This window comes from Actinoallomurus acanthiterrae (assembly GCF_054775715.1).
Map to the genome: position 1 here is coordinate 12,397,728 of NZ_BAAHCO010000001.1, position 17,634 is coordinate 12,415,361.

The 17,634-nt window shown below is 70.1% G+C and carries 19 protein-coding genes and 1 tRNA gene; 11 read left to right on the forward strand and 9 right to left on the reverse strand.

Annotation, left to right across the window (positions count from 1 at the left end; genetic code table 11):
* Positions 1–49 precede the first annotated feature (49 nt).
* The 4 genes from ACYVF7_RS58490 (at position 50) to ACYVF7_RS58505 (ending at position 3,529) form a co-directional block, all read left to right on the forward strand.
* Complete coding sequence (locus ACYVF7_RS58490) at positions 50–1,015, forward strand: aldo/keto reductase (protein WP_460357320.1); 966 nt, start codon at positions 50–52, stop codon at positions 1,013–1,015.
* Between the two features lie 283 nt (positions 1,016–1,298).
* Entirely contained in the window at positions 1,299–1,907 is a 609-nt protein-coding gene (locus tag ACYVF7_RS58495) for a sigma-70 family RNA polymerase sigma factor (RefSeq protein WP_460357323.1), read from the forward strand.
* Positions 1,904–2,626 (forward strand): anti-sigma factor family protein, encoded by a 723-nt coding sequence (locus ACYVF7_RS58500; RefSeq protein ID WP_460357326.1) that lies wholly within the window; start codon positions 1,904–1,906, stop codon positions 2,624–2,626. Before ACYVF7_RS58495 ends, ACYVF7_RS58500 begins: the two co-directional genes overlap by 4 nt.
* Positions 2,627–2,836: 210 nt before the next feature.
* Positions 2,837–3,529 (forward strand): anti-sigma factor family protein, encoded by a 693-nt coding sequence (locus ACYVF7_RS58505; protein WP_460357328.1) that lies wholly within the window; start codon positions 2,837–2,839, stop codon positions 3,527–3,529.
* A 90-nt stretch (positions 3,530–3,619) separates the two neighbouring features.
* Here ACYVF7_RS58505 and ACYVF7_RS58510 read toward each other — a convergent pair whose 3' ends face one another.
* Entirely contained in the window at positions 3,620–4,084 is a 465-nt protein-coding gene (locus ACYVF7_RS58510) for a COG4315 family predicted lipoprotein (protein ID WP_460357330.1), read from the reverse strand.
* A 158-nt stretch (positions 4,085–4,242) separates the two neighbouring features.
* Between ACYVF7_RS58510 and ACYVF7_RS58515 the strand changes: the two genes are divergently transcribed.
* Positions 4,243–5,268: a CHRD domain-containing protein gene (locus tag ACYVF7_RS58515; protein WP_460357333.1), complete on the forward strand. Its 1,026-nt coding sequence runs from the start codon at positions 4,243–4,245 to the stop codon at positions 5,266–5,268.
* A 151-nt stretch (positions 5,269–5,419) separates the two neighbouring features.
* Here the strand turns inward: ACYVF7_RS58515 and ACYVF7_RS58520 are convergent, their stop codons facing one another.
* The gene (locus tag ACYVF7_RS58520) at positions 5,420–5,623 is read right to left on the reverse strand and encodes a DUF1737 domain-containing protein (RefSeq protein WP_460357336.1); all 204 of its coding nucleotides are present in this window, start codon (positions 5,621–5,623) and stop codon (positions 5,420–5,422) included.
* 181 nt (positions 5,624–5,804) lie between these two features.
* On the opposite strand from ACYVF7_RS58520, the gene ACYVF7_RS58525 reads away from it, so the two are divergent.
* Together ACYVF7_RS58525 and ACYVF7_RS58530 are read left to right on the forward strand one after the other, a co-directional pair.
* On the forward strand, positions 5,805–6,656 hold the full coding sequence (locus ACYVF7_RS58525; protein WP_460357338.1) for an NBR1-Ig-like domain-containing protein: 852 nt from the start codon (positions 5,805–5,807) through the stop codon (positions 6,654–6,656).
* 293 nt (positions 6,657–6,949) lie between these two features.
* Positions 6,950–7,432, forward strand: a complete 483-nt coding sequence (locus ACYVF7_RS58530) for a hypothetical protein (RefSeq protein WP_460357341.1) — start codon at positions 6,950–6,952, stop codon at positions 7,430–7,432.
* A gap of 677 nt (positions 7,433–8,109) precedes the next feature.
* On the opposite strand, the gene ACYVF7_RS58535 is transcribed toward ACYVF7_RS58530, so the two are convergent.
* The 6 genes from ACYVF7_RS58535 to ACYVF7_RS58560 all read right to left on the reverse strand — a co-directional run bounded on the left by ACYVF7_RS58535 (position 8,110) and on the right by ACYVF7_RS58560 (position 12,510).
* Positions 8,110–8,568 (reverse strand): hypothetical protein, encoded by a 459-nt coding sequence (locus tag ACYVF7_RS58535; protein ID WP_460357342.1) that lies wholly within the window; start codon positions 8,566–8,568, stop codon positions 8,110–8,112.
* Between the two features lie 14 nt (positions 8,569–8,582).
* Positions 8,583–8,984 (reverse strand): hypothetical protein, encoded by a 402-nt coding sequence (locus ACYVF7_RS58540; RefSeq protein WP_460357344.1) that lies wholly within the window; start codon positions 8,982–8,984, stop codon positions 8,583–8,585.
* 155 nt (positions 8,985–9,139) lie between these two features.
* Positions 9,140–9,229, reverse strand: a tRNA-Ser gene (locus ACYVF7_RS58545).
* 177 nt (positions 9,230–9,406) lie between these two features.
* Positions 9,407–10,105 carry an alpha/beta fold hydrolase gene (locus ACYVF7_RS58550; protein WP_460357346.1) on the reverse strand — a complete coding sequence of 233 codons (699 nt, stop codon included), beginning with the start codon at positions 10,103–10,105 and terminating at the stop codon, positions 9,407–9,409.
* Positions 10,106–10,269: 164 nt separating this feature from the next.
* A complete protein-coding gene (locus tag ACYVF7_RS58555) occupies positions 10,270–11,886 on the reverse strand; it encodes a fatty acid--CoA ligase (RefSeq protein WP_460357349.1) in 1,617 nt (538 codons plus the stop codon).
* A gap of 120 nt (positions 11,887–12,006) precedes the next feature.
* Positions 12,007–12,510: a SigE family RNA polymerase sigma factor gene (locus tag ACYVF7_RS58560; protein ID WP_460357351.1), complete on the reverse strand. Its 504-nt coding sequence runs from the start codon at positions 12,508–12,510 to the stop codon at positions 12,007–12,009.
* Positions 12,511–12,793: 283 nt separating this feature from the next.
* On the opposite strand from ACYVF7_RS58560, the gene ACYVF7_RS58565 reads away from it, so the two are divergent.
* From ACYVF7_RS58565 to ACYVF7_RS58575, 3 genes are all read left to right on the forward strand, one after another.
* On the forward strand, positions 12,794–13,711 hold the full coding sequence (locus ACYVF7_RS58565; protein WP_460357353.1) for a hypothetical protein: 918 nt from the start codon (positions 12,794–12,796) through the stop codon (positions 13,709–13,711).
* The gene (locus ACYVF7_RS58570) at positions 13,708–14,502 is read left to right on the forward strand and encodes a MauE/DoxX family redox-associated membrane protein (RefSeq protein ID WP_460357355.1); all 795 of its coding nucleotides are present in this window, start codon (positions 13,708–13,710) and stop codon (positions 14,500–14,502) included. The genes ACYVF7_RS58565 and ACYVF7_RS58570 overlap by 4 nt, the downstream gene beginning before the upstream one ends.
* A 217-nt stretch (positions 14,503–14,719) precedes the next feature.
* Positions 14,720–15,913, forward strand: coding sequence for an FAD-dependent oxidoreductase (locus ACYVF7_RS58575; RefSeq protein WP_460357358.1), 1,194 nt, complete (start codon positions 14,720–14,722; stop codon positions 15,911–15,913).
* Here the strand turns inward: ACYVF7_RS58575 and ACYVF7_RS58580 are convergent.
* Positions 15,874–16,827: a GlxA family transcriptional regulator gene (locus ACYVF7_RS58580; protein ID WP_460357359.1), complete on the reverse strand. Its 954-nt coding sequence runs from the start codon at positions 16,825–16,827 to the stop codon at positions 15,874–15,876. The two genes, ACYVF7_RS58575 and ACYVF7_RS58580, sit on opposite strands and share 40 nt — an antisense overlap.
* 71 nt (positions 16,828–16,898) lie before the next feature.
* Between ACYVF7_RS58580 and ACYVF7_RS58585 the strand changes: the two genes are divergently transcribed.
* Positions 16,899–17,483 (forward strand): cysteine hydrolase family protein, encoded by a 585-nt coding sequence (locus tag ACYVF7_RS58585; protein ID WP_460357362.1) that lies wholly within the window; start codon positions 16,899–16,901, stop codon positions 17,481–17,483.
* Positions 17,484–17,634: the final 151 nt, after the last annotated feature.

Genomic DNA, 17,634 nt, shown 5'->3' on the forward strand with positions numbered 1-17,634 from the left:
AACCCGGCCACCACGGCCCGCGACGAACTGCTCGAATAGGCTCCCAGTCATGTCCGATATGGCTTTCCGCCCGCTGGGCGACTCCGGTCTCATGGTCTCCGTCGTCGGTCTCGGCTGTAACAATCTCGGTCGGCTCAGAACCCGTACGCAGACCGTCGAAGGCAGCCAGGAGGTCATCGACGCCGCACTCGACGCCGGGATCACCCTGTTCGACGTGGCGGACGTCTACGGCGGTGAACCCGGGCTGTCCGAGGAGATCCTCGGCCGCTGCCTCGCGGGCCGCCGTGACGACGTGATCGTCGCGACGAAGTTCGGCATGGACATGCGCGGGGCCAACGGCCCCGACTTCGGCGCACGCGGCTCCCGTCGCTACATCCGCAAGGCGGTCGAGGCGTCGCTGCGGCGGCTCGGCACCGACCACATCGACCTTTACCAGTACCACGCGCCGGACGGCGTGACCCCGATCGAGGAGACGCTCGCCGCCCTCGACGAGCTCGTCCGCGAGGGCAAGGTCCGCTACATCGGCTCCTCGAACTTCGCCGGCTGGCAGGTCGTGGAGGCCGAGTACACCGCCCGTGCCGGGGGCGGAGCCCGGTTCATCAGTGCGCAGAACTACTACAACCTGCTGCACCGCGACCCCGAGGCCGAGCTTCTCCCGGCCTGCGAGGCGTACGGCGTCGGGATGCTGCCCTACTTCCCCCTCGCGAACGGCCTGCTGACCGGGAAGTACCGGCGGGACGAGCAGCCACCGGCCGGTACACGGATCGGCGACAGCAAGCGTTCGGTCCACGCCGACGCCGATTGGGACACCATCGAGGCGATCCGCGGCTTCGCCGACCAGCGCGGCCTGTCGATGCTCCAGGTCGCCATCGGCGGCCTCGCCGCCCAGCCCGCCGTGGCCTCGGTGATCGCCGGCGCCACCTCTCCCGACCAGGTCCGTACCAACGTCGAAGCCGGAAACTGGATACCGGAGCCGAGTGACCTCGAGACCCTCGACGAGATCACCCGCCCCTGATCCCTAGGTTCAGACCGACCGAATCGGTTTGAACCCTGCCGAGGGTCACGCGCGTACTTCCTGCCGACAGTGGACCCGGAAGGCAGGAATCGCCATGACTCGACGGCCCACGGCCGTACAGGCAGGAGTGGTACGGCCATGGGCCGGCCGGGCAGGGGTCGAACCGTCGGGGGCGGGGCGGCCGGGATCGTCCCGGCCGCCCCTGGTCCGGGCACCGGGGCCGTGGCACAGGCGCGGGCCATGCGCCGCCGAGCCGTACGGGCCGTGACGGGGAGATCCGACGATGCGGCAGCAGATTCCGCCCTCCCCGCGCCCGGTCCCCGATGACACCACCCGCCCAGGCGGGCTGCGGGCCTGGACCCGGCGGGCCCGGCGGGTCACCGAACCGGCCGACGACCTCGTCATCGCCGAGCTCTACCGCGAGTACCACCGCCCGCTGCTGTCCTTCGTGCTCCGGCAGGTCGGCGGCGACCGCTCCTGGGCCGAGGACGTGGTCCAGGAGACGATGATCCGCGCCTGGAACTCGATCGACCGGCTCGACGTGGACGGCGACTCGCTCATGCCGTGGCTGGCGACGGTCGCCCGCCGGATCGTCATCGACGACCGGCGCCGCAGAGCGGCACGGCCGAGTGAGACGGGGGAGGGACCGTTGGAGACGCTCCAGGTCGGTGACGGAATGGAGGAGCTGCTGCGATCGGTGGTCGTCAGCGAGGCGCTCAAGGCCCTGTCACCGGCCCACCGGGAGATCCTCACCGAGACCATCCTGCGCGACCGCAGCGTGAACGAGGCGGCCGAGGTCCTCGGCATCCCGGTCGGCACGGTCAAGTCACGCACGTACTACGCCTTGCGGGCGCTCAAGCTGGCGTTGGAGGAGCGGGGGCTGCGGGCATGAACGCCGACATTCGGCACACCGACGTCGCCGCCTACGCTCTCGGCCTGCTCGAGGAGCCCGACCGGCGCGCCTTCGACACCCATCTGGCGTACTGCGCCCAGTGCACGGAGGAGCTGCGCGACCTCGGCGGCCTGGCCACGCTGCTGCGCGAGGCCGAGCCGGCCGACGACGACCGCCGTACGGAAGACGGCGGTGAACCGGACGGCCGCGTGGTCGAGATGTTGCGTCATCGCCGGACGGCCGCGCGGCGCCGCCACCGGCGAATCGCCGCACTCGGCGCCGCCGCCGCGATCGCGCTGGTCGCGGGCGGTATCACCGTCGGCGCCGCCACCAAGGGCCAGGGGCGGACCGGAGTTCACGCTGAGGATCACCAGAACATGGCGGCCGACCTGCTCGCGTCGGGCGAGGCCCATTCGGCCGCCGACGCCGGGACCGGGGTACGGGGAACGGTCGCCACGGAGACCAGGGGCTGGGGCACCAACGTCGCGTTGGACCTGGCCGGTGTCCGCGGCCCGCTGACCTGCCGGCTGGTGGCGGTGACGCGCGCCGGGCACCGCCATGTGGTGACGGAATGGGCCGTACCGCCACGAGGCTACGGCGTCCCCGGCGCCCCGGAACACCTGCAGGTCCACGGCGGCACCGCCGTCGCCCGCGCCGACCTCGCCCGCTTCGACGTGATCGCGAACGACGGGCGGACGCTGCTCGCCCTTCGCCTGTGACGTGTGCCGTACGCCCTTCGCCTGTGACGGGTGCCGTGTGCCCTTCGTCGGTTACACGTGCTGTGCGCCCTGTGTACGGGTGCCGGGCGCCCTTCGTCGGCGGCCGGCGCTGGGTGTCCGGCCCATCCACGGATACGGTGAGGGACAGGGTCGATGACGTGCTCCGGGCGTCGAGGCGGCGCCGCGCCACGCGGACGGGGAGGTGTCCAGATGAGCGTCGAGCACACCGACGTCGGCGCGTACGTGCTCGGTCTCCTCGAGGAGGACGATCGCCGCGCGTTCGAGGAGCATCTCGCCGGGTGCTCGTCCTGTGGCGCGGAGGTCGAGAGCCTCGGCGGCATGCGAACCCTGCTCACGGAGATCGCCCCGACAGACAGTGCGCCCGGTGTGCCACCGGAGGGCGTCGCCGACCTGCTGAGCCGTCGGCGCCAGGCCGCGCGCCGCCGCCGGCGCGGCACTCTCCTCATCGGAGTGGCCGCGGGAGCGGCCATCGTCGCGGGCGGTGTCACGATCGGCGCGGCCCTCACGAACTCGCCGGCGCCGACGCACGATCACGGCAGTCCGGCGGCGGACCTGCTGGCCAGTGGCGAACGCCACTCCGCGACCGACCCGGTCACCCACGCGAGCGGGACGGTGGCGACAGACGGCCGACCGTGGGGTACGCGGGTGGCGCTGGACCTGGCCGGCATCCGGGGGCCGCTGACCTGCCGGCTGGTCGCCGTGACGCGCTCCGGACAGCGGAGTGCGGTGACGGAATGGGCCGTCCCGCCGAAGGGATATGGCGTTCCGGGCTCCCCGACGCATCTTCAGGTGCACGGCGGAACCGCTGCTCAGCGTTCACAGATCGTCCGCTTCGAGGTATCGATCGAAAATGGCGGAACGCTCCTGCGGATACCGGTCTGACCGCTCAGATAGTAGAGAACGCGAAAAAGCCGGGCCGATATACCCGGCTTATCGCGACGATCGATACGAGCTGCGCCCCGCCTCCAGTCACTATTGCGCGGTCTTGACCAGCTTTCCGTTGGCGCCCACGGCGAACCAGACGCCGTCCACGCCCTGCCCGTCGACGTCTCCGGCGTTCATGTCCCCGGCGTAGTAATAGAGCGGCCAGGCGCCGTACGTGGCCTGAGTCGTGCCCTCCGCGCGGCGGGTCTGGCCGAGAAGCGTGCTGTTCGCGCCGCTCGCGGCGGTCACCGCGCTCTGGCTCGTCAGCGCCGGCCAGGTGGCGACGCAGTCGGCGCTGCAGCTGCTGCCGCCGTTCTTGTCCCTGGCGAACGCGTACAGGGTCCGCCCTTTCCGGTCGGTCAGAATCGGGCCGAGACTGGACTGGCTCACCTTGACGCTCACCGCCGAATCGCCCGAGGCTGCGGAGTGGTGCCGGGCTTCGGTTCCACCGCCGCCGCACGCGGCGAGACCGAGGACGAGTGCGGTACCGAGGACGGCGAATCGTGCGCGCATGAGAACTGCTCCCTGACGTAGCCGAGATCTGCGTGTCGGCATGCGGTACGGGGCGCGAAGCCGGGAGGGTTCAATGCGAAAAAAATAATTCTTCGTTGAACCGGGCGGTCGACGACCGACGTACTCCCGGGCGAATCAGCGAACGGAGAGTGGAAAAAATGCGTATTCGTACCGTCACCGTCCCGGCCATGGCACTCGCCCTCGGCGCGCTCGGCACCACCGCGGCCCAGGCCGAGTCCGGAAACCCCGCCGCGTACGGCTCGCCGTCCGCCCAGACGCCCGGGCCGTCCATGCCCGGAATGCCGGGCATGAACATGCCGAGCGCGGCGGCGAGCAGCGCCCCGGACTCCCAACCCGATCTGAACGCCGCGATCGCGCGGGCCCGTCAGAAGCCGGTGTTCCTGGCCGCCCGGCTGTCCGGGCGCAACGAGGTCCCGGTGGCCGGAAAGCCGGCCGTCGGCGACCCGGACGGCAGCGCGACCGGCGTCGTACGGGTCCAGGGCGACCGGATCACCTTCGCCTTCAGCTGGAAGAACATCGGCGCCCCGACGCTCGGCCACATCCATCAGGGCGTCGCCGGAAAGAACGGCGACGTCAAGGTGCCCTTGTTCACGAGCCCGATGCCGGACACCGCCGACGCCGCGGCCGGTGCCGTCACCGTCACCGACCCGGCGGTCGCGGACGGCCTCCGCACCAACCCGTCGGGCTTCTACCTGAACCTGCACAGCAAGGAGTTCCCGGGCGGCGCCGTACGCGGGCAGCTCATTCCCCTGAACCGTTCGGCCGACCTGCTGTCCCTGCTCAAGGGCGGCGGAGCACGCGCCTTCCTCGCGGGCGACCAGGAGGTCCCGGTCGCGGGCGGCCCGAAGGTCGGCGACCCCGACGGGCGCGCCGTCGCGTTCATCCGGCCGCAGGGGAACCGGGTCGGCTACTCCTTCGCCTGGCTCGGCGTCACGCCGACCCTCGGCCACATCCACAAGGGCGCGTTCGGCGTCAACGGCCCGGTCGTCGTCCCGCTGTTCACCACTCCCGTTCCGAGCAACGTGTTCGCGATCTCCGGCACCGCCACCGGGATCGACCCGGCCGTGGTCGGCGAGATCCGCTCCAACCCGTCCGCCTTCTACGCCAACCTGCACAGCGCCGAGTTCCCCGGCGGCGCCGTACGCGGCCAGCTCTTCTCCTGACGAACCCCCGAGCGCCCGGAGGAAGCCCCTCCGGGCGCTCGCGCATGTTCGCAGGACCTGGCGCTGTATAGCAGCCCTGGTACCTCAGTGGTCCGCGGCGGCATCGCGCCGGACGGCCGCCGGCCCGACGGTGAGCGCGGAAGGCTCGGGCTCAGTCGACGCCATCGCGCGTGTTCCGATCGGATCGGAGGACCAAGGCTTGGGCGGCGATCACTCGCTGCCCGTCGAAGGTCACCGCGGGCGAACCGTGGAGTTCGTAGCCCTGTTCGAGGGCTTCGCTGACCCTTTTGCAGAACTCTGCGTCATCGGGGCCGGTGAGGAGTCGATAAGGGAGCGGCCGGTCAGCATCGATCATGCGAAGCAGGCTAACCATTGCTCCCCGCCAGTCCGTCGCCCTGGTCCTTCCTAGGCAACCGCCAGCCACCATACGTCACCGTATGGCATCATTCACCGGAAGTCGGTCGACCGAACTTTGATGCCCCGTCATGCACGGGGACGGTGCCGTGGGGTCGCAGTTCGAACAGGCGGTCGGAAGCGTGGCAGAACCAGCGGAAGTGAAGGGCGACGACGCGGGGGCGCGACGGGGACGCAAGCCGGATCGGCCCGATCCACAGGCCGGCCCCGTGGCCGCACTCGCGGATCAACTGTGGCGGCTGAAACTCAGCGCGGGCGACCCTTCGTTCGCGCAGATGTCCTCCCGTTTGGGAGCGGCCGCGTCGAAGTCGTCGCTGGCCGCCGCGGCCCGCGGACGCGACCTGCCATCTTGGGGAACGACCTGGGAGTTCGTGCGAGTCCTCGCCGTGGACGGCTTGGGCCAGGACGCGGAAGAGGCGGAGCACGAGTGGCGGCTGCGCTGGGAGCAGGCCCGGGACGCCGACGCCGACGCCCGGACCGAATCCGACGGCACGCCCATTCGGACGGCCAACCGGTTGCGGCCCGTCGCCATCGTCGCGGCGACAATCGCCGGATTCCTGATCACCGGAGTCGCGGTTTTCGTGGCCGTAGCCAGGTCGTCCGCGACTCAGAAACCCGCCGCTTCCGAGTCGGGTGACAATTCTCAATTCGAAGGTGACGTCACTTATCCGGATGGCACCGCCGTGAACGCGGGGGCATACTTCACGAAAGTATGGAGGATTCGAAACACCGGACGCGTGCGCTGGCGGAATCGCTATCTGATGCAGATCGGCCAGAGCCCCTGCCAGGCGCCGAGAATGGTTCAGATCCCGACCGTCTACCCGGGGAACTCGGTCGATATATCGGTGCGCGTCCACGCGGCGGCCACACCCGCGCGGTGCCGCGTCTTCTGGAAGATGACCGACGCGGACCAACGCCTACTCCTCACCGAGAAGAACCCCATATTCCTCGACGTCCGCGTCAGGAATCCGTGACTCCAGTCCACTTCCGTGTCCGGCGGCCGACTCCATCGCAAGCCCGCTGACCAGGTCATTCATTGTCCAATATCCAGCTGGACAATGTCTGGACGGAGATGCGCTCCAGATCGGTTGCCCCTCGCCGCGACACCACGCAAGAGTGATCGCGTTCCGCTGCCCCCGGCCTGCGGCGTCCGACTCAGAAGAAGCATCGATGAAACCCGAAAGGACGCGCTTTCCTGCTGCCCGCGTCGCCAGGCCGCCTCAAGGCAGAACACGGTTTCGTGAACACACCGAGAGGACGTACGAAGATGAGCAAGCTCGGTATTCGGATTCTGACGGCCACAGCGCTGTCCGGGATCGCGTTCCTCAGCGTCGGTACCGCACAGGCGGAGACGTCCGCCGCCCCGGCGAAGTCCCCCGCCCTTTCCGCCTCCGCCGTGAAGGCCGCCCCGGCCACCGCCAAGGCGAAGCCGGCCCATTGCAAGCTCCGCGCCAAGATCTGGCACCCGGTCCGGACCACGGTCGTACAGGCCAGGGTAACGATCAAGTGCGCGAACGAGGCCAACCGCGTCGCCCGCATCGACAACCGCCTCGAGCTCTACCGGAACGGCAAGAAGGTCGACGCCGGTTCCAGGCACGGCAAGCATTCGCTCTACAACCTCGTCTCCGGCGGGATGTCGGGAACGAAGTGCCAGAAGTGGAAGGTCGAGTCGAAGACGCTCGCCTACAACGTCGACGGCATCCTCCGCTGGGAGCACTCGGGCTCGAAGTCGAGGAAGATCTGCCCCTGAGTGACCGGCCGGATCTGACGACCGTACGAGGTCGGCTCTTCGCCTGACCCGCTGAGGGCCCGGAGCATCCCCGCTCCGGGCCCTCAGCGCTGAGCTGCGCCCGGGACAGCGGCGATCCCGCTCGTCGACACCGACGCCGAACTGGCCGGCCACCGCGACTACTGCCCGGGCAATGTGGTGTTCCGCGACGGACTCCCCGCAGCCCCAGAGATTCGGAGAGTTGCGATATCTGAGTCCGCCAGAGCACGTGGCCGCCGCAGGTCCAGGACGCAGGCAACCGGCTCGCCGCCGCCCTGTGGAGCGAGGGACAGCAACTGCAACCGGGCCCGTTCGAGCCCCGGAGACGATCAAGGGCCTTCCCCGTCACTGCTGGGGAAGGCCCTGATCATTGGGCGGAGGCTCGGGGATTTGAACCCCGGATGGGCGGTAAGCCCAAACCGCATAAGCAGTTAGTCCAACAACCTTCCGCCGTTCATCGCCAACGTCCGTCGACGTCTGCGTCTGCACAGGTGAGCAGGCGTATCTCGAAACGTCGGCGGACCTTGGCGTACAGCAACGACTGTTATTTGATCTCGGCCACAGATGCGACCGGTTCTGGGACCACCCACATGTCCGGCAGAGATCGCCTGGGCCTACTCATTCCCTTCCAGCTGGCCGCGTGTCTGCAGCATCGCTGCTCATTGCTCGCGCCCCTTGTGGGTCTTCGTGGCTTTGCCGGACGGGGTCGTGCAGGGCGCCTCGCCGGTTGCGCCGCAGCGCGGGCACGCGGGCACCGTGGTCGACTCGGTGACCGGCTCCGAGACCGACTCGGCGGCCGGCTCCGTGACCAGTTCTGCGGCCGGCTCGGCGGCCGACTCCGCAACCGGCTCCGCGACCGGCTCAGCGGCCGACTCCGCAACCGGCTCCGCAACCGGCTCCGTGACCGACTCGGCGGCCGGTTCCGTGACCAGTTCCGCGGCCGGCTCCGCGACCGGCTCGGCGGCTGGCTCCGTGACCGGCTCCGCAACCGGCTCCGCGACCGACTCGGCGGCCGGCTGAGCGGGGTCGGCCGCTCCGTCGAGCGGGTGGTCGGTCGAGTGAGGGTCGCGTCCCTTTTTCTGTTGGATGTACGTCTTGACGCGGTCGATGATCTTCACGGTTGGGGGGCTCCTTAGCGTCGGGTACCGGGCCGTTCGGGCAGGCTGGACACGGTCTCTCGGATCGCGTCGGTGCGCTCGGCGTCGACCTGGTCGCGCTCCTCGAAGGTCATCAGATCGTAGGGCAGGCCGCGACTGTACTCGCCAATGAGGAGCCAATAGTCGGTGTCGTCGTGCTGAGGCGGAAGGAGTCCGCCCCGGTCGCCGGATCTGCTCACGACAAAGGCCCCGCCGGTGCGTGGCGGATTCGAGGGGCCGTCGCAACACCCCTGACCAGGGAGTTTGATGGCTTCCGACGTGACAAGGTCGGCCACAACGTGGCACGGCTCATCGACGCGCCCGTGGCCGACGAACACGAGATCGAACCGTTCACGCGTGAGGAAGCGCGCCGCATCCTCGATGCCGCCAAGCGACACGCAACGCCGCACGCTGGTCCGTCGCCCTCGTCCTCGGCATCCGTCAGGGCGAGGGAAGGCAACTGCAACGGGAACTGCGACTGGGGCCGTTCGAGCCCCCAGGAACGATCAAGGGCCTTCCCCGTCATCTGCTGGGGAAGGCCCTGATCATTGGGCGGAGGCTCGGGGATTTGAACCCCGGATGGGCGGTAAACCCAAACCGCATTAGCAGTGCGGCGCCATAGACCGGACTAGGCGAAGCCTCCAGGTGGCCACCAGGCCGCACACAGCGTACCGGGCGTCAGGCCCCACCGGCAAAGCGGTTGGCCGACCGGCCCGGATCTTCTGCCGGATCGCGGTGCCGTGCCGGAGACGGCCATGGCGGACGTGACAGCATCTCGGTGGAATACCCCGGCGCCTCCAGCCGATCGAGAACCCGTCGGCTACGAGTGGTGCACCCTGTTCAGAACGGCGGCGACCTGGTCCGGGACGGTCACCATCGCCATGTGCCCGGCGTTCAGGGTGGCCACGTCGGCGGCTGTCCGCAGCGTCGATTTCGTCTGCAGCTCCGGCGGATAACAGCGGTCCTCGGACAGCTGTATGTACGTGCGGGGGATTGGCAGGCGATACCCGCTCAGGTCGACGGTCTCGGTGAGCAACGCGGCGGCGTCATCGACGATCCGGTCGAGGATGAACGTCGCTTGTTCCTCGTCGGCGTCGTTGCACAGCATCGCTCTGGCCGCGTCGGCCCCGAGGCTGTAGACGCCGCCCGCGATGCTCTCCTCCACCGAGGCCCGTACGCTCGGGTCGATCTGGTCCAGGACGCGCGTGCCGTCCTCGGGGACGACCGCGGACAGCAGCACGACGTGCCGGATCCGCTCCGGCATCAGCGCCATGACCCGCGGGACGGTGACTCCGCCGAAGGAATGGCCGACCAGGACGATGTCGGTCAGATCCCGCCGGGCGATATCGGCGGCGACCGCCTTGCCGTAGTCATCCAGCGTCACGTCGCGCACGTCGACGTCTCCCCGCGCGCCACGGCCGGGGAGGTCCACGGCCAGCGTGTCTCCGTCGAGCAGGGGAGCCAGCCGATCCCAGCTGTCGGCACCCATCGTGGCGCCATGGATCAGAACGAACGACATCGCGAACTCCGTTCAGGCAGGAATGACAGTCAGCCTAATTGAATTCAGCTCAATTTACGATGGCCGCTGTCACGCCTTGCCGCCGACGCCGTCGGTTCGCAGCCGCCGCTGACCGCCCCGGTTCGCTCGATCCGTACGTCGACAGCGGCAGCGGGGACCGCTCTTCACTCGACTTCGAGGACCTCCAGGGCGCCGTCGGCGTACATCTGGCGGAGGGTGCGTTTGGAGAACTTGCCGACCGAGGTCTTCGGGACGGAGGCGATGAAGGACCAGCGCTCGGGGAGCTGCCACTTCGGCACGCGGTCGGCGAGGAACGCACGGAGGTCGTCGGCGGAGGCGGTGGCGCCTTCGCGGAGGACGACCGAGGCGAGCGGGCGTTCTTGCCACTTGGGGTCCGGGACGCCGATGACGGCGGCCTCGATGACGTCGGGGTGGCCCATGAGGTGGTTCTCGAGCTCCACCGACGATATCCACTCGCCGCCGGACTTGATGACGTCCTTGGCGCGGTCGGTGAGGACGAGGTAGCCGTCGGGGGAGATGGTGCCGACGTCGCCGGTGCGCAGCCAGCCGTCGTGGAACTTCGTGGGGTCCTCGTCCTTGTAGTACGAGCCGGTGATCCAGGCGCCGCGGATCTCGATCTCGCCGACGGAGGTGCCGTCGGAGGGCAGGACCGTGTCGCCGTCGCCGACGACGCGGACCTCGAGGCCGCTCAGGATGCGGCCCTGGGTGGTGCGGTAGCGCCAGGGGTCGGGGCAGGCGGGCGGCGGCTGTGCCACCGAGGCCAGGGGTGAGGTCTCGGTCATCCCCCAGGCCTGGACGATCCGGACGCCGAGGTCCTCGAACGCCCGCATCAGCGACTCGGGGACGGCCGATCCGCCGCACGGTACGAGGCGGAGGGAGCTGAGGTCGGCGTCGGTCTCCCGGGCGTGGCGGAGGACCTCGTTCCAGATCGTCGGGACCGCTCCGGAGACCGTCGGGCGTTCGTCCTCGATGAGGCGGACGAGAGGCTCGGGCTGCAGGAACCGGTCGGGCATGACGAGCGACGCGCCGGCCATGAGGGCGGCGTACGGGAGGCCCCAGGCGTTGGCGTGGAACATCGGCACGACGGGGAGGACGCGGTCTGTGCTGGACAGCCCGAAGGCGTTGCCGGTGCACGCCGCCATCGAGTGGAGGAAGGCGGTGCGGTGGGAGTAGACGACGCCTTTGGGGTGGCCGGTGGTGCCGCTGGTGTAGCACATGGCGGCGGCCTGGCGTTCGTCGATCTCCGGCCAGTCGAACGTGTCGGGTTCGGCGGCGAGCAGCGCCTCGTACGAGTGGACCCCCTTGCCGGCGGCCTCCAGCGGCGTCGGGTCGGCCTCGCCGACGACGATCACGTGCCGGACGGTCTTCATCCGCGGCAGCATCGGGGCCAGGAGGGGAACCAGCGTGCCGTCCACGATGACGACGTCGTCCTCGGCGTGGTCGGCGATGTAGACGACCTGGTCGGCGGCGAGCCGGATGTTGAGCGTGTGGAGGACCGTGCCCATCGACGGGACGGCGAGGTACGCCTCGAGGTGTTCGGTGTTGTTCCACTGGAAGGTGGCGACCCGCTGGTCGCCGTGGACGCCGAGGCGGCGCAGGGCGTTCGCCAGGCGGGCGGCGCGACGGCCGAGTTCGGCGTACGAGGTGCGCCGCATGCCGTCACCGGTGAAGGTCCCGACCTCCGCGTCGCCGAACACCTGGGTGCCGTATCGCATGATCGAGGAGATGGTCAGCGGATAGTCCTGCATCGTGCTCCACACGGCGCCTCCCGCGTTCGAGGGTGTGAACCGGATTCTGGTCCCCTACGTGGGCCGTTGTCAGCACCCCGGGCCCGTTGAGTACGGCGAACGTCGCTCTCCGCGGTCTCATGTACGGCGGCGTCAGTCGAGGGTGGCGAACTCCTCGTCGGCGTCCTCGCGGAGTTTGGCCATCGCGCGTGAGACGGTGCTCTTGACCGTCCCGACGCTGACGCCGAGCGCGTCGGCGATCTCGGCCTCGGTGAGGTCGTCGAAGTAGCGCATCCTGATGTACGTGCGCTGGCGGGCGGGCAGGCGGTCCAGCAGGCGTTCGAGGACGTCGCGCAGTTCGCTGCGGTCGGTGTGGTCGGCGACGGGCGTGTCGGGCATCTCGTCCGTCGGATACTCCTCGAGCCTACGCCGCCGCCACCAGGAGATGTTGATGTTCACCATGGCCCGGCGTACGTAGCCGTCGAGGGCGGTACGGTCCTTGATCCGGTCCCAGGCGAGGTAGGTCTTGGCCAGGGCGGCCTGCAGCAGGTCCTCCGCCTCCGTACGGTCCGCGGTGAGGAGGAGGGCGGCGCGCAGGAGCGTGGGGCGCCGTGCCGCGACGAAGTCGCGGAACTCATCGTGCGATGCTGCGCCCACTTCACCGCCTGGCAGGTCGGTGCGTTCTTATCGACACGATGCCGACGATGGCACGAAGATCGTAATTACGGATCAACTCGTACCTCATGTTTCGGCCAACCACGCGCACAGTAATCGCGAAAAAACGTCACGTATACCTCTCGGCATCTTTGGCCGATTTGGACAAAGGAGTCGACAGAAGGAACGCACGGGGTAAGTCTTGACGTGCGACTTCCCGTCGCGAACGGCCATGAGCGTTTCATCGATGTTCGGAGCTTCCCCCATGCTGCCATCCCGCGATTTAATGCACCGCCGACGCCGGCTCCGGCAGGCGGTGCTCAGTGATCCGTTGGACCGTCTCGACGACGACGATTCGTGGCCCCGGCGTGCCATCGAGGGTGTGATCGTGGACGCCAGCCCGCACGTCCTGGTGCTGACCAGGCCCGACGGCTCCGAAGTGCGGCTGCCGATGTCGGCCGCGGTCTCGATCTGGTACGACGGCAAGGCCGAGCTCACGGCGCTGCGCCCTGGGCGGCGCGCGGTGGTGCGTCCGACGGAGGCGGGCGGCCTGGCCGCGGAGCGCATCTGGGTCGACGTCGCACGGGTCACCGGTGTCATCACCGAACGGGTCGGGAATCGCTTCGACGTGGACGCCGGACCGCATCGTGGGCAGCTGACCGTAACGATTCCGGACGACGCCCTGCGCCGGGTGCAGGTGCGCCATCCGCACCTCGAGCCGGGGGCGATGTTCGACGTGATCGGCATCCGGCGGGGCCGGGAGATCCTCGGGCTCCGGCCCCTGCGCTCGTCGCCCCAGCCGGCCCCGCACGCCGTCGCCCCGCCGCCGCGCCGGACGACCCCACGGGTCCTGCGCGGCACGGCGACCTGGTACGAGGATCCCGGCGGCGCACACGGTGCGGCGTACCCGGCCCTCGACCCGCACGGCCAGGGCGGCGGTTGCGGCACCGGCCCGGGCGTCCGGCTGCCGTACCTCTCGCTGGGCAGCGAGCTGTGGGTCCGCAACGAGTGCACAGGCCGGGAGGCCCGCGTACCGATCATCGAGTGCGGCTGCCTGGCCGCGCGCTTCTGCGACCGCTGCGTGCGGTGCGGCACCTCCCCGCGCGGCCGGGTCGTCGAACTGTCCCGGAGCGCGTTCGTCGATCTGGGCGGTGACCTGGACGCCGGTTGCTTCAACGTCACCGTACGAGTGGACCGCCCATGACCGAGCTCTTCCGCGAGGTGCAGATCCCGTTCCTGGCCGTCGTCCTCCTGGTCGCCGGTGCCGCGAAGGCGCTCCCCCACGGGGACGGCATGGGGCGGTACCGGGGTGAGGCCTTCACGTTGACCGTGGCGGCCGCCGAGGTGGTGCTCGGAACACTGCTGCTGACGACTCCGCTGCTCGTGGTCCGGTTGGCGGGCGTGGTGTTCTTCGCGACCGCGACGGCGGTGGTGGCCGACCTGGTCCGGCGCGGATCCGAGGAGAAGTGCGGGTGTTTCGGCCGTCTCGGCACGACTCCGGTGGGACGCCTCGGCGTGATCCGGGCGGCGGTCCTGACGGCGACGGCCGTCGTGTCGGCCGGTGTCCCGCGGACCGGCGCGGAGATCATCAGCTCGGCGGGGGGCCGGTCCCTGGCGTTGCTCGCCGTGAGCCTCGTCGTGTTCCTGGCCCTGTCCCCCGAGGTGGTGGCCGTCATCGAGCGGATCCGCCATCCGGTGCCCTGCGAGCTCCGCGACGTCCCCCTCGACACGACGTACGCCGCGTTGCGGCCCAGCGCCGCCTGGCGGGAGCACGCGGCGTCCCTGACCTCGGCGGAGCCCACCGACGTGTGGCGCGAGCTGTGCCACCGCTACCTCGCGTACCCGGCCGAGGTGGACGGTCGGCCCGTGGAGGTCGTGTTCTCCGTCCCGGTCGACGGCGGGCCGGCGGCCGTACGCGCGGGGGTCGCGTGGGATCCGGGCTGGGAGAGGCAGGACGACGACTCCGGTCCCCAGCGGGTGCACAGCCCCGTCTGACGCCGGGAGGTCGGTCGGGCCGGGAGGTCGGTCGGGGTCGGTTGGTTGGGGAGAGCAGGCTGGTTGGGAGGAATCTGACACGCCGCTGAGCGATCACTGACGCCCGTACGGCGGCGGCCGCCAGCGTGCTGTCAGCCGACGGTGCGCGGTGTGGGCGACATTCGGATCGGCGCGGGGGACACCGCGCCGATCCGAATCGGCCCACAGGGGGTACCTCATGCGGAACACGAGCGTTCTCATCTCCGGCGCCGGCATCGCCGGACTGGCGCAGGCGTACTGGCTGGTCCGTGCCGGCTTCGACGTGACGGTGGTCGAGCGGTCGCCTCAGCCCCGGCCCGGCGGGCAGGCGATCGACGTACGCGGCCCGGCGCTCACCGTCGCCGAACGGATGGGCGTCCTACCCGGCCTGCGCGAGCTCAAGACCGACATGCGCGGCTCGTCGGCGGTCGACGCGGCGGGGAACGAGATCTACTCCAGCACCGAGCGCACCTTCAGCGGCGGAGACCTCGACAGCCCGGACGTCGAGGTCATGCGCGACGACCTCATCATGCTGCTGCGGGACGCGGTGGGGGACCGGGTGGAGTACCTGTTCGACGACTCGATCGCCGCGATCGCCCAGGACGAGGAGACGGTGCACGTCACGTTCGAGAGCGGTCGCACGCGCTCGTACGGCCTGGTCGTCGGCGCCGACGGGCTGCACTCGAACGTCCGCCGGCTGGTGTTCGGCCCGGAGTCGGACTTCCTCCGCCACCTCGGGACGTACGTCGCGGTGTACACCGCGCCGAACTTCCTGAACCTCGACCGCTGGCAGACGTTCTGCATGGCGGAGAGCGTCGGCGGCGGCATCATGAGCGCGCGGGGCAACACGGAGGTCCGGGTCTACGTCGGCTTCGAGACGGACGAGCCGATCGACTACGACTTCCGGGACGTCGAGGCGCAGAAGCGGCTCCTGGCCGAGCGCGTCGGCGACGTCTGGGTGTTCCCGACGGCGCTGAAGTACATGTGGGACGCGCCCGACTTCCACTTCGACTCCATGTCCCAGGTCCACATGGACCACTGGTCGCGCGGGCGCGTCGTGCTGCTCGGCGACGCCGGCTACTGCGGGTCGCCGATGACCGGGCAGGGCACGAGCATGGCCCTCATCGGCGCGTACGTCCTGGCGGGCGAGCTCGCGGTGGCCGACGGCGACCACCGGGCCGCGTTCGCGGCGTACGAGGGGGAGCTGCGCGACTTCGTCGCGAAGAACCAGGCCCTGGCGCTGGACAACCGGGAGCGCATGGAGGAGGCGACCGGCCCGGAGGCGGAGATCGAGCGGTACGAGGAGGGTCTCGAGCGCCTCAACGACGTCGTCAACGGCCTGACGCTGAAGGACTACGGGTTCGGCGACGAGCCGGCGAACGTGCGGCGGTAGCTCGTGGGCGGGACGCCGACGACGCGCGCGAAGTGGCGGCGGAGCATGGTGGCGGTGCCGAATCCGGTCCGCGCCGCCACCTGCTCCACCGCCAGGTCGGTGGTCTCCAGCAGTCGCTGCGCTTCGGCGACCCGCTGCCGGATGAGCCAGTGCGCGGGGGTCGTGCCGGTCAGCTGTGTGAAGTGGCGGGCGAACGTCCGGGGGGCGGTGCCGGATCGCCGCGCCAGGTCGGCGACGGACAGGGGCTCGGCCAGGTGGTGGCGGGCCCATTCGAGGGTGTCGGCGACGGCGGACTGGGCGGTGGCCGCGACGGGGACCGGGTGCTCGACGAACTGTGCCTGGCCGCCCTCCCGGTGCGCGGCGGTGACCATGCGCCGGGCGATGGAGTTCGCGACGGCGGCGCCGCACGCCTGGCGTACGAGGTGGAGGCACAGGTCGATGCCGGCGGCGGTGCCCGCCGAGGTCCAGATGCCGCCGTCCTCGGCGAACAGCACGTCGGGCCGAACGCGGGCGGCCGGGTACCGCTCGGCCAGCGCGTCGGTCAGCGCCCAGTGGGTCACCGCGCGGCGGCCGTCGAGCAGGCCGGCCGCGCCGAGCACGAACGCCCCGGCGCACAGCGACGCGATCGGCACCCCCGCCTCGTGGGCGGCGCGCAGCGCGTCGAGGACCGCGCCGGACACCGGGGCGAGGGCGTCGACGCGGCCGGGCACCACGACGAGGTCACATTCGGTGAGCGCGGTCAGCGGGTGGTCGGGGGTGATCGTCACTCCGTGCTGGACGGCGACGGGCGCCTCGCCGCAGCGCCACAGCTCGAAGCCCGGGCACGCGGGCCGGGAGACGCCCCACACCTCGGTGATCACGCCGTAGTCGAACGGGCGGATGCCGTCGCACAGGACGACGCCGACGGTGCGCATGGCAGAAAAGTACCGCACATCGACATTTGTGCCACTCGTGGCCGTCCATCGTCGGCGGGATGCTCGATGACATGACAGAACTCACCGAGAACAGCGCGCTCATCGTCGTCGACGTCCAGAAGGGCTTCGAGGACGAGTACTGGGGCCGCCGGGACAACCCGGCCGCCGAGGAGAACATCGTGGCCCTGATCCGGGCCTGGCGATCGACCGGCCGCCCGATCGTGCTGGTCCGCCACGACAGCCGTCCGGGCTCGCCCCTCGCGGCGGGGTCTCCCGGCAACGAGCTCAAGGACGTGGTGCTGGAGGCGTTCGGGGACACCCGGCCCGACCTGTTCGTCACCAAGAACGTCAACTCGGCGTTCTACGGCAAGCCGGACCTCGACGGCTGGCTCCGCGAGCGCGGGATCGGCCAGCTCGTGATCGCCGGTATCCAGACGAACATGTGCAACGAGACCACGGCCCGCATGGGCGGCAACCTCGGGTACGACGTGCTCTACCCGATCGACGCGATGCACACGTTCGACGCCGTGGGCCCGGACGGCGAGACGGTGACGGCGGAGGAGCTCACCCGCGCCACGGCCGCGAGCCTGCACCATGGGCGGTTCGCCAAGGTGGTCCGCACCGCCGACCTCATCGGCGTCTCTGCCGCTATATAAGGGTGTCTTCGCGCACCGCTAGACATGCGTATAAAGCCCTCGACGGCCGTCCGGCGGAGACCACCGGGCGGCCATCGCCTTTTCTACGGCTTTCTAGGAGGGCGACTAGACAGCCGTATATTCCTGTCGAGACGGCAACCCGATGGCACTC

Bases quoted from the DNA above. Each gene is read 5' to 3' on its own strand.
- ACYVF7_RS58490 (WP_460357320.1), top strand. From the start codon at position 50: ATGTCCGATATGGCTTTCCGCCCGCTGGGCGACTCCGGTCTCATGGTC.
- ACYVF7_RS58495 (WP_460357323.1), top strand. From the start codon at position 1,299: ATGCGGCAGCAGATTCCGCCCTCCCCGCGCCCGGTCCCCGATGACACC.
- ACYVF7_RS58500 (WP_460357326.1), top strand. From the start codon at position 1,904: ATGAACGCCGACATTCGGCACACCGACGTCGCCGCCTACGCTCTCGGC.
- ACYVF7_RS58505 (WP_460357328.1), top strand. From the start codon at position 2,837: ATGAGCGTCGAGCACACCGACGTCGGCGCGTACGTGCTCGGTCTCCTC.
- ACYVF7_RS58510 (WP_460357330.1), bottom strand. From the start codon at position 4,084: ATGCGCGCACGATTCGCCGTCCTCGGTACCGCACTCGTCCTCGGTCTC.
- ACYVF7_RS58515 (WP_460357333.1), top strand. From the start codon at position 4,243: ATGCGTATTCGTACCGTCACCGTCCCGGCCATGGCACTCGCCCTCGGC.
- ACYVF7_RS58520 (WP_460357336.1), bottom strand. From the start codon at position 5,623: ATGATCGATGCTGACCGGCCGCTCCCTTATCGACTCCTCACCGGCCCC.
- ACYVF7_RS58530 (WP_460357341.1), top strand. From the start codon at position 6,950: ATGAGCAAGCTCGGTATTCGGATTCTGACGGCCACAGCGCTGTCCGGG.
- ACYVF7_RS58550 (WP_460357346.1), bottom strand. From the start codon at position 10,105: ATGTCGTTCGTTCTGATCCATGGCGCCACGATGGGTGCCGACAGCTGG.
- ACYVF7_RS58565 (WP_460357353.1), top strand. From the start codon at position 12,794: ATGCACCGCCGACGCCGGCTCCGGCAGGCGGTGCTCAGTGATCCGTTG.
- ACYVF7_RS58570 (WP_460357355.1), top strand. From the start codon at position 13,708: ATGACCGAGCTCTTCCGCGAGGTGCAGATCCCGTTCCTGGCCGTCGTC.
- ACYVF7_RS58575 (WP_460357358.1), top strand. From the start codon at position 14,720: ATGCGGAACACGAGCGTTCTCATCTCCGGCGCCGGCATCGCCGGACTG.
- ACYVF7_RS58580 (WP_460357359.1), bottom strand. From the start codon at position 16,827: ATGCGCACCGTCGGCGTCGTCCTGTGCGACGGCATCCGCCCGTTCGAC.
- ACYVF7_RS58585 (WP_460357362.1), top strand. From the start codon at position 16,899: ATGACAGAACTCACCGAGAACAGCGCGCTCATCGTCGTCGACGTCCAG.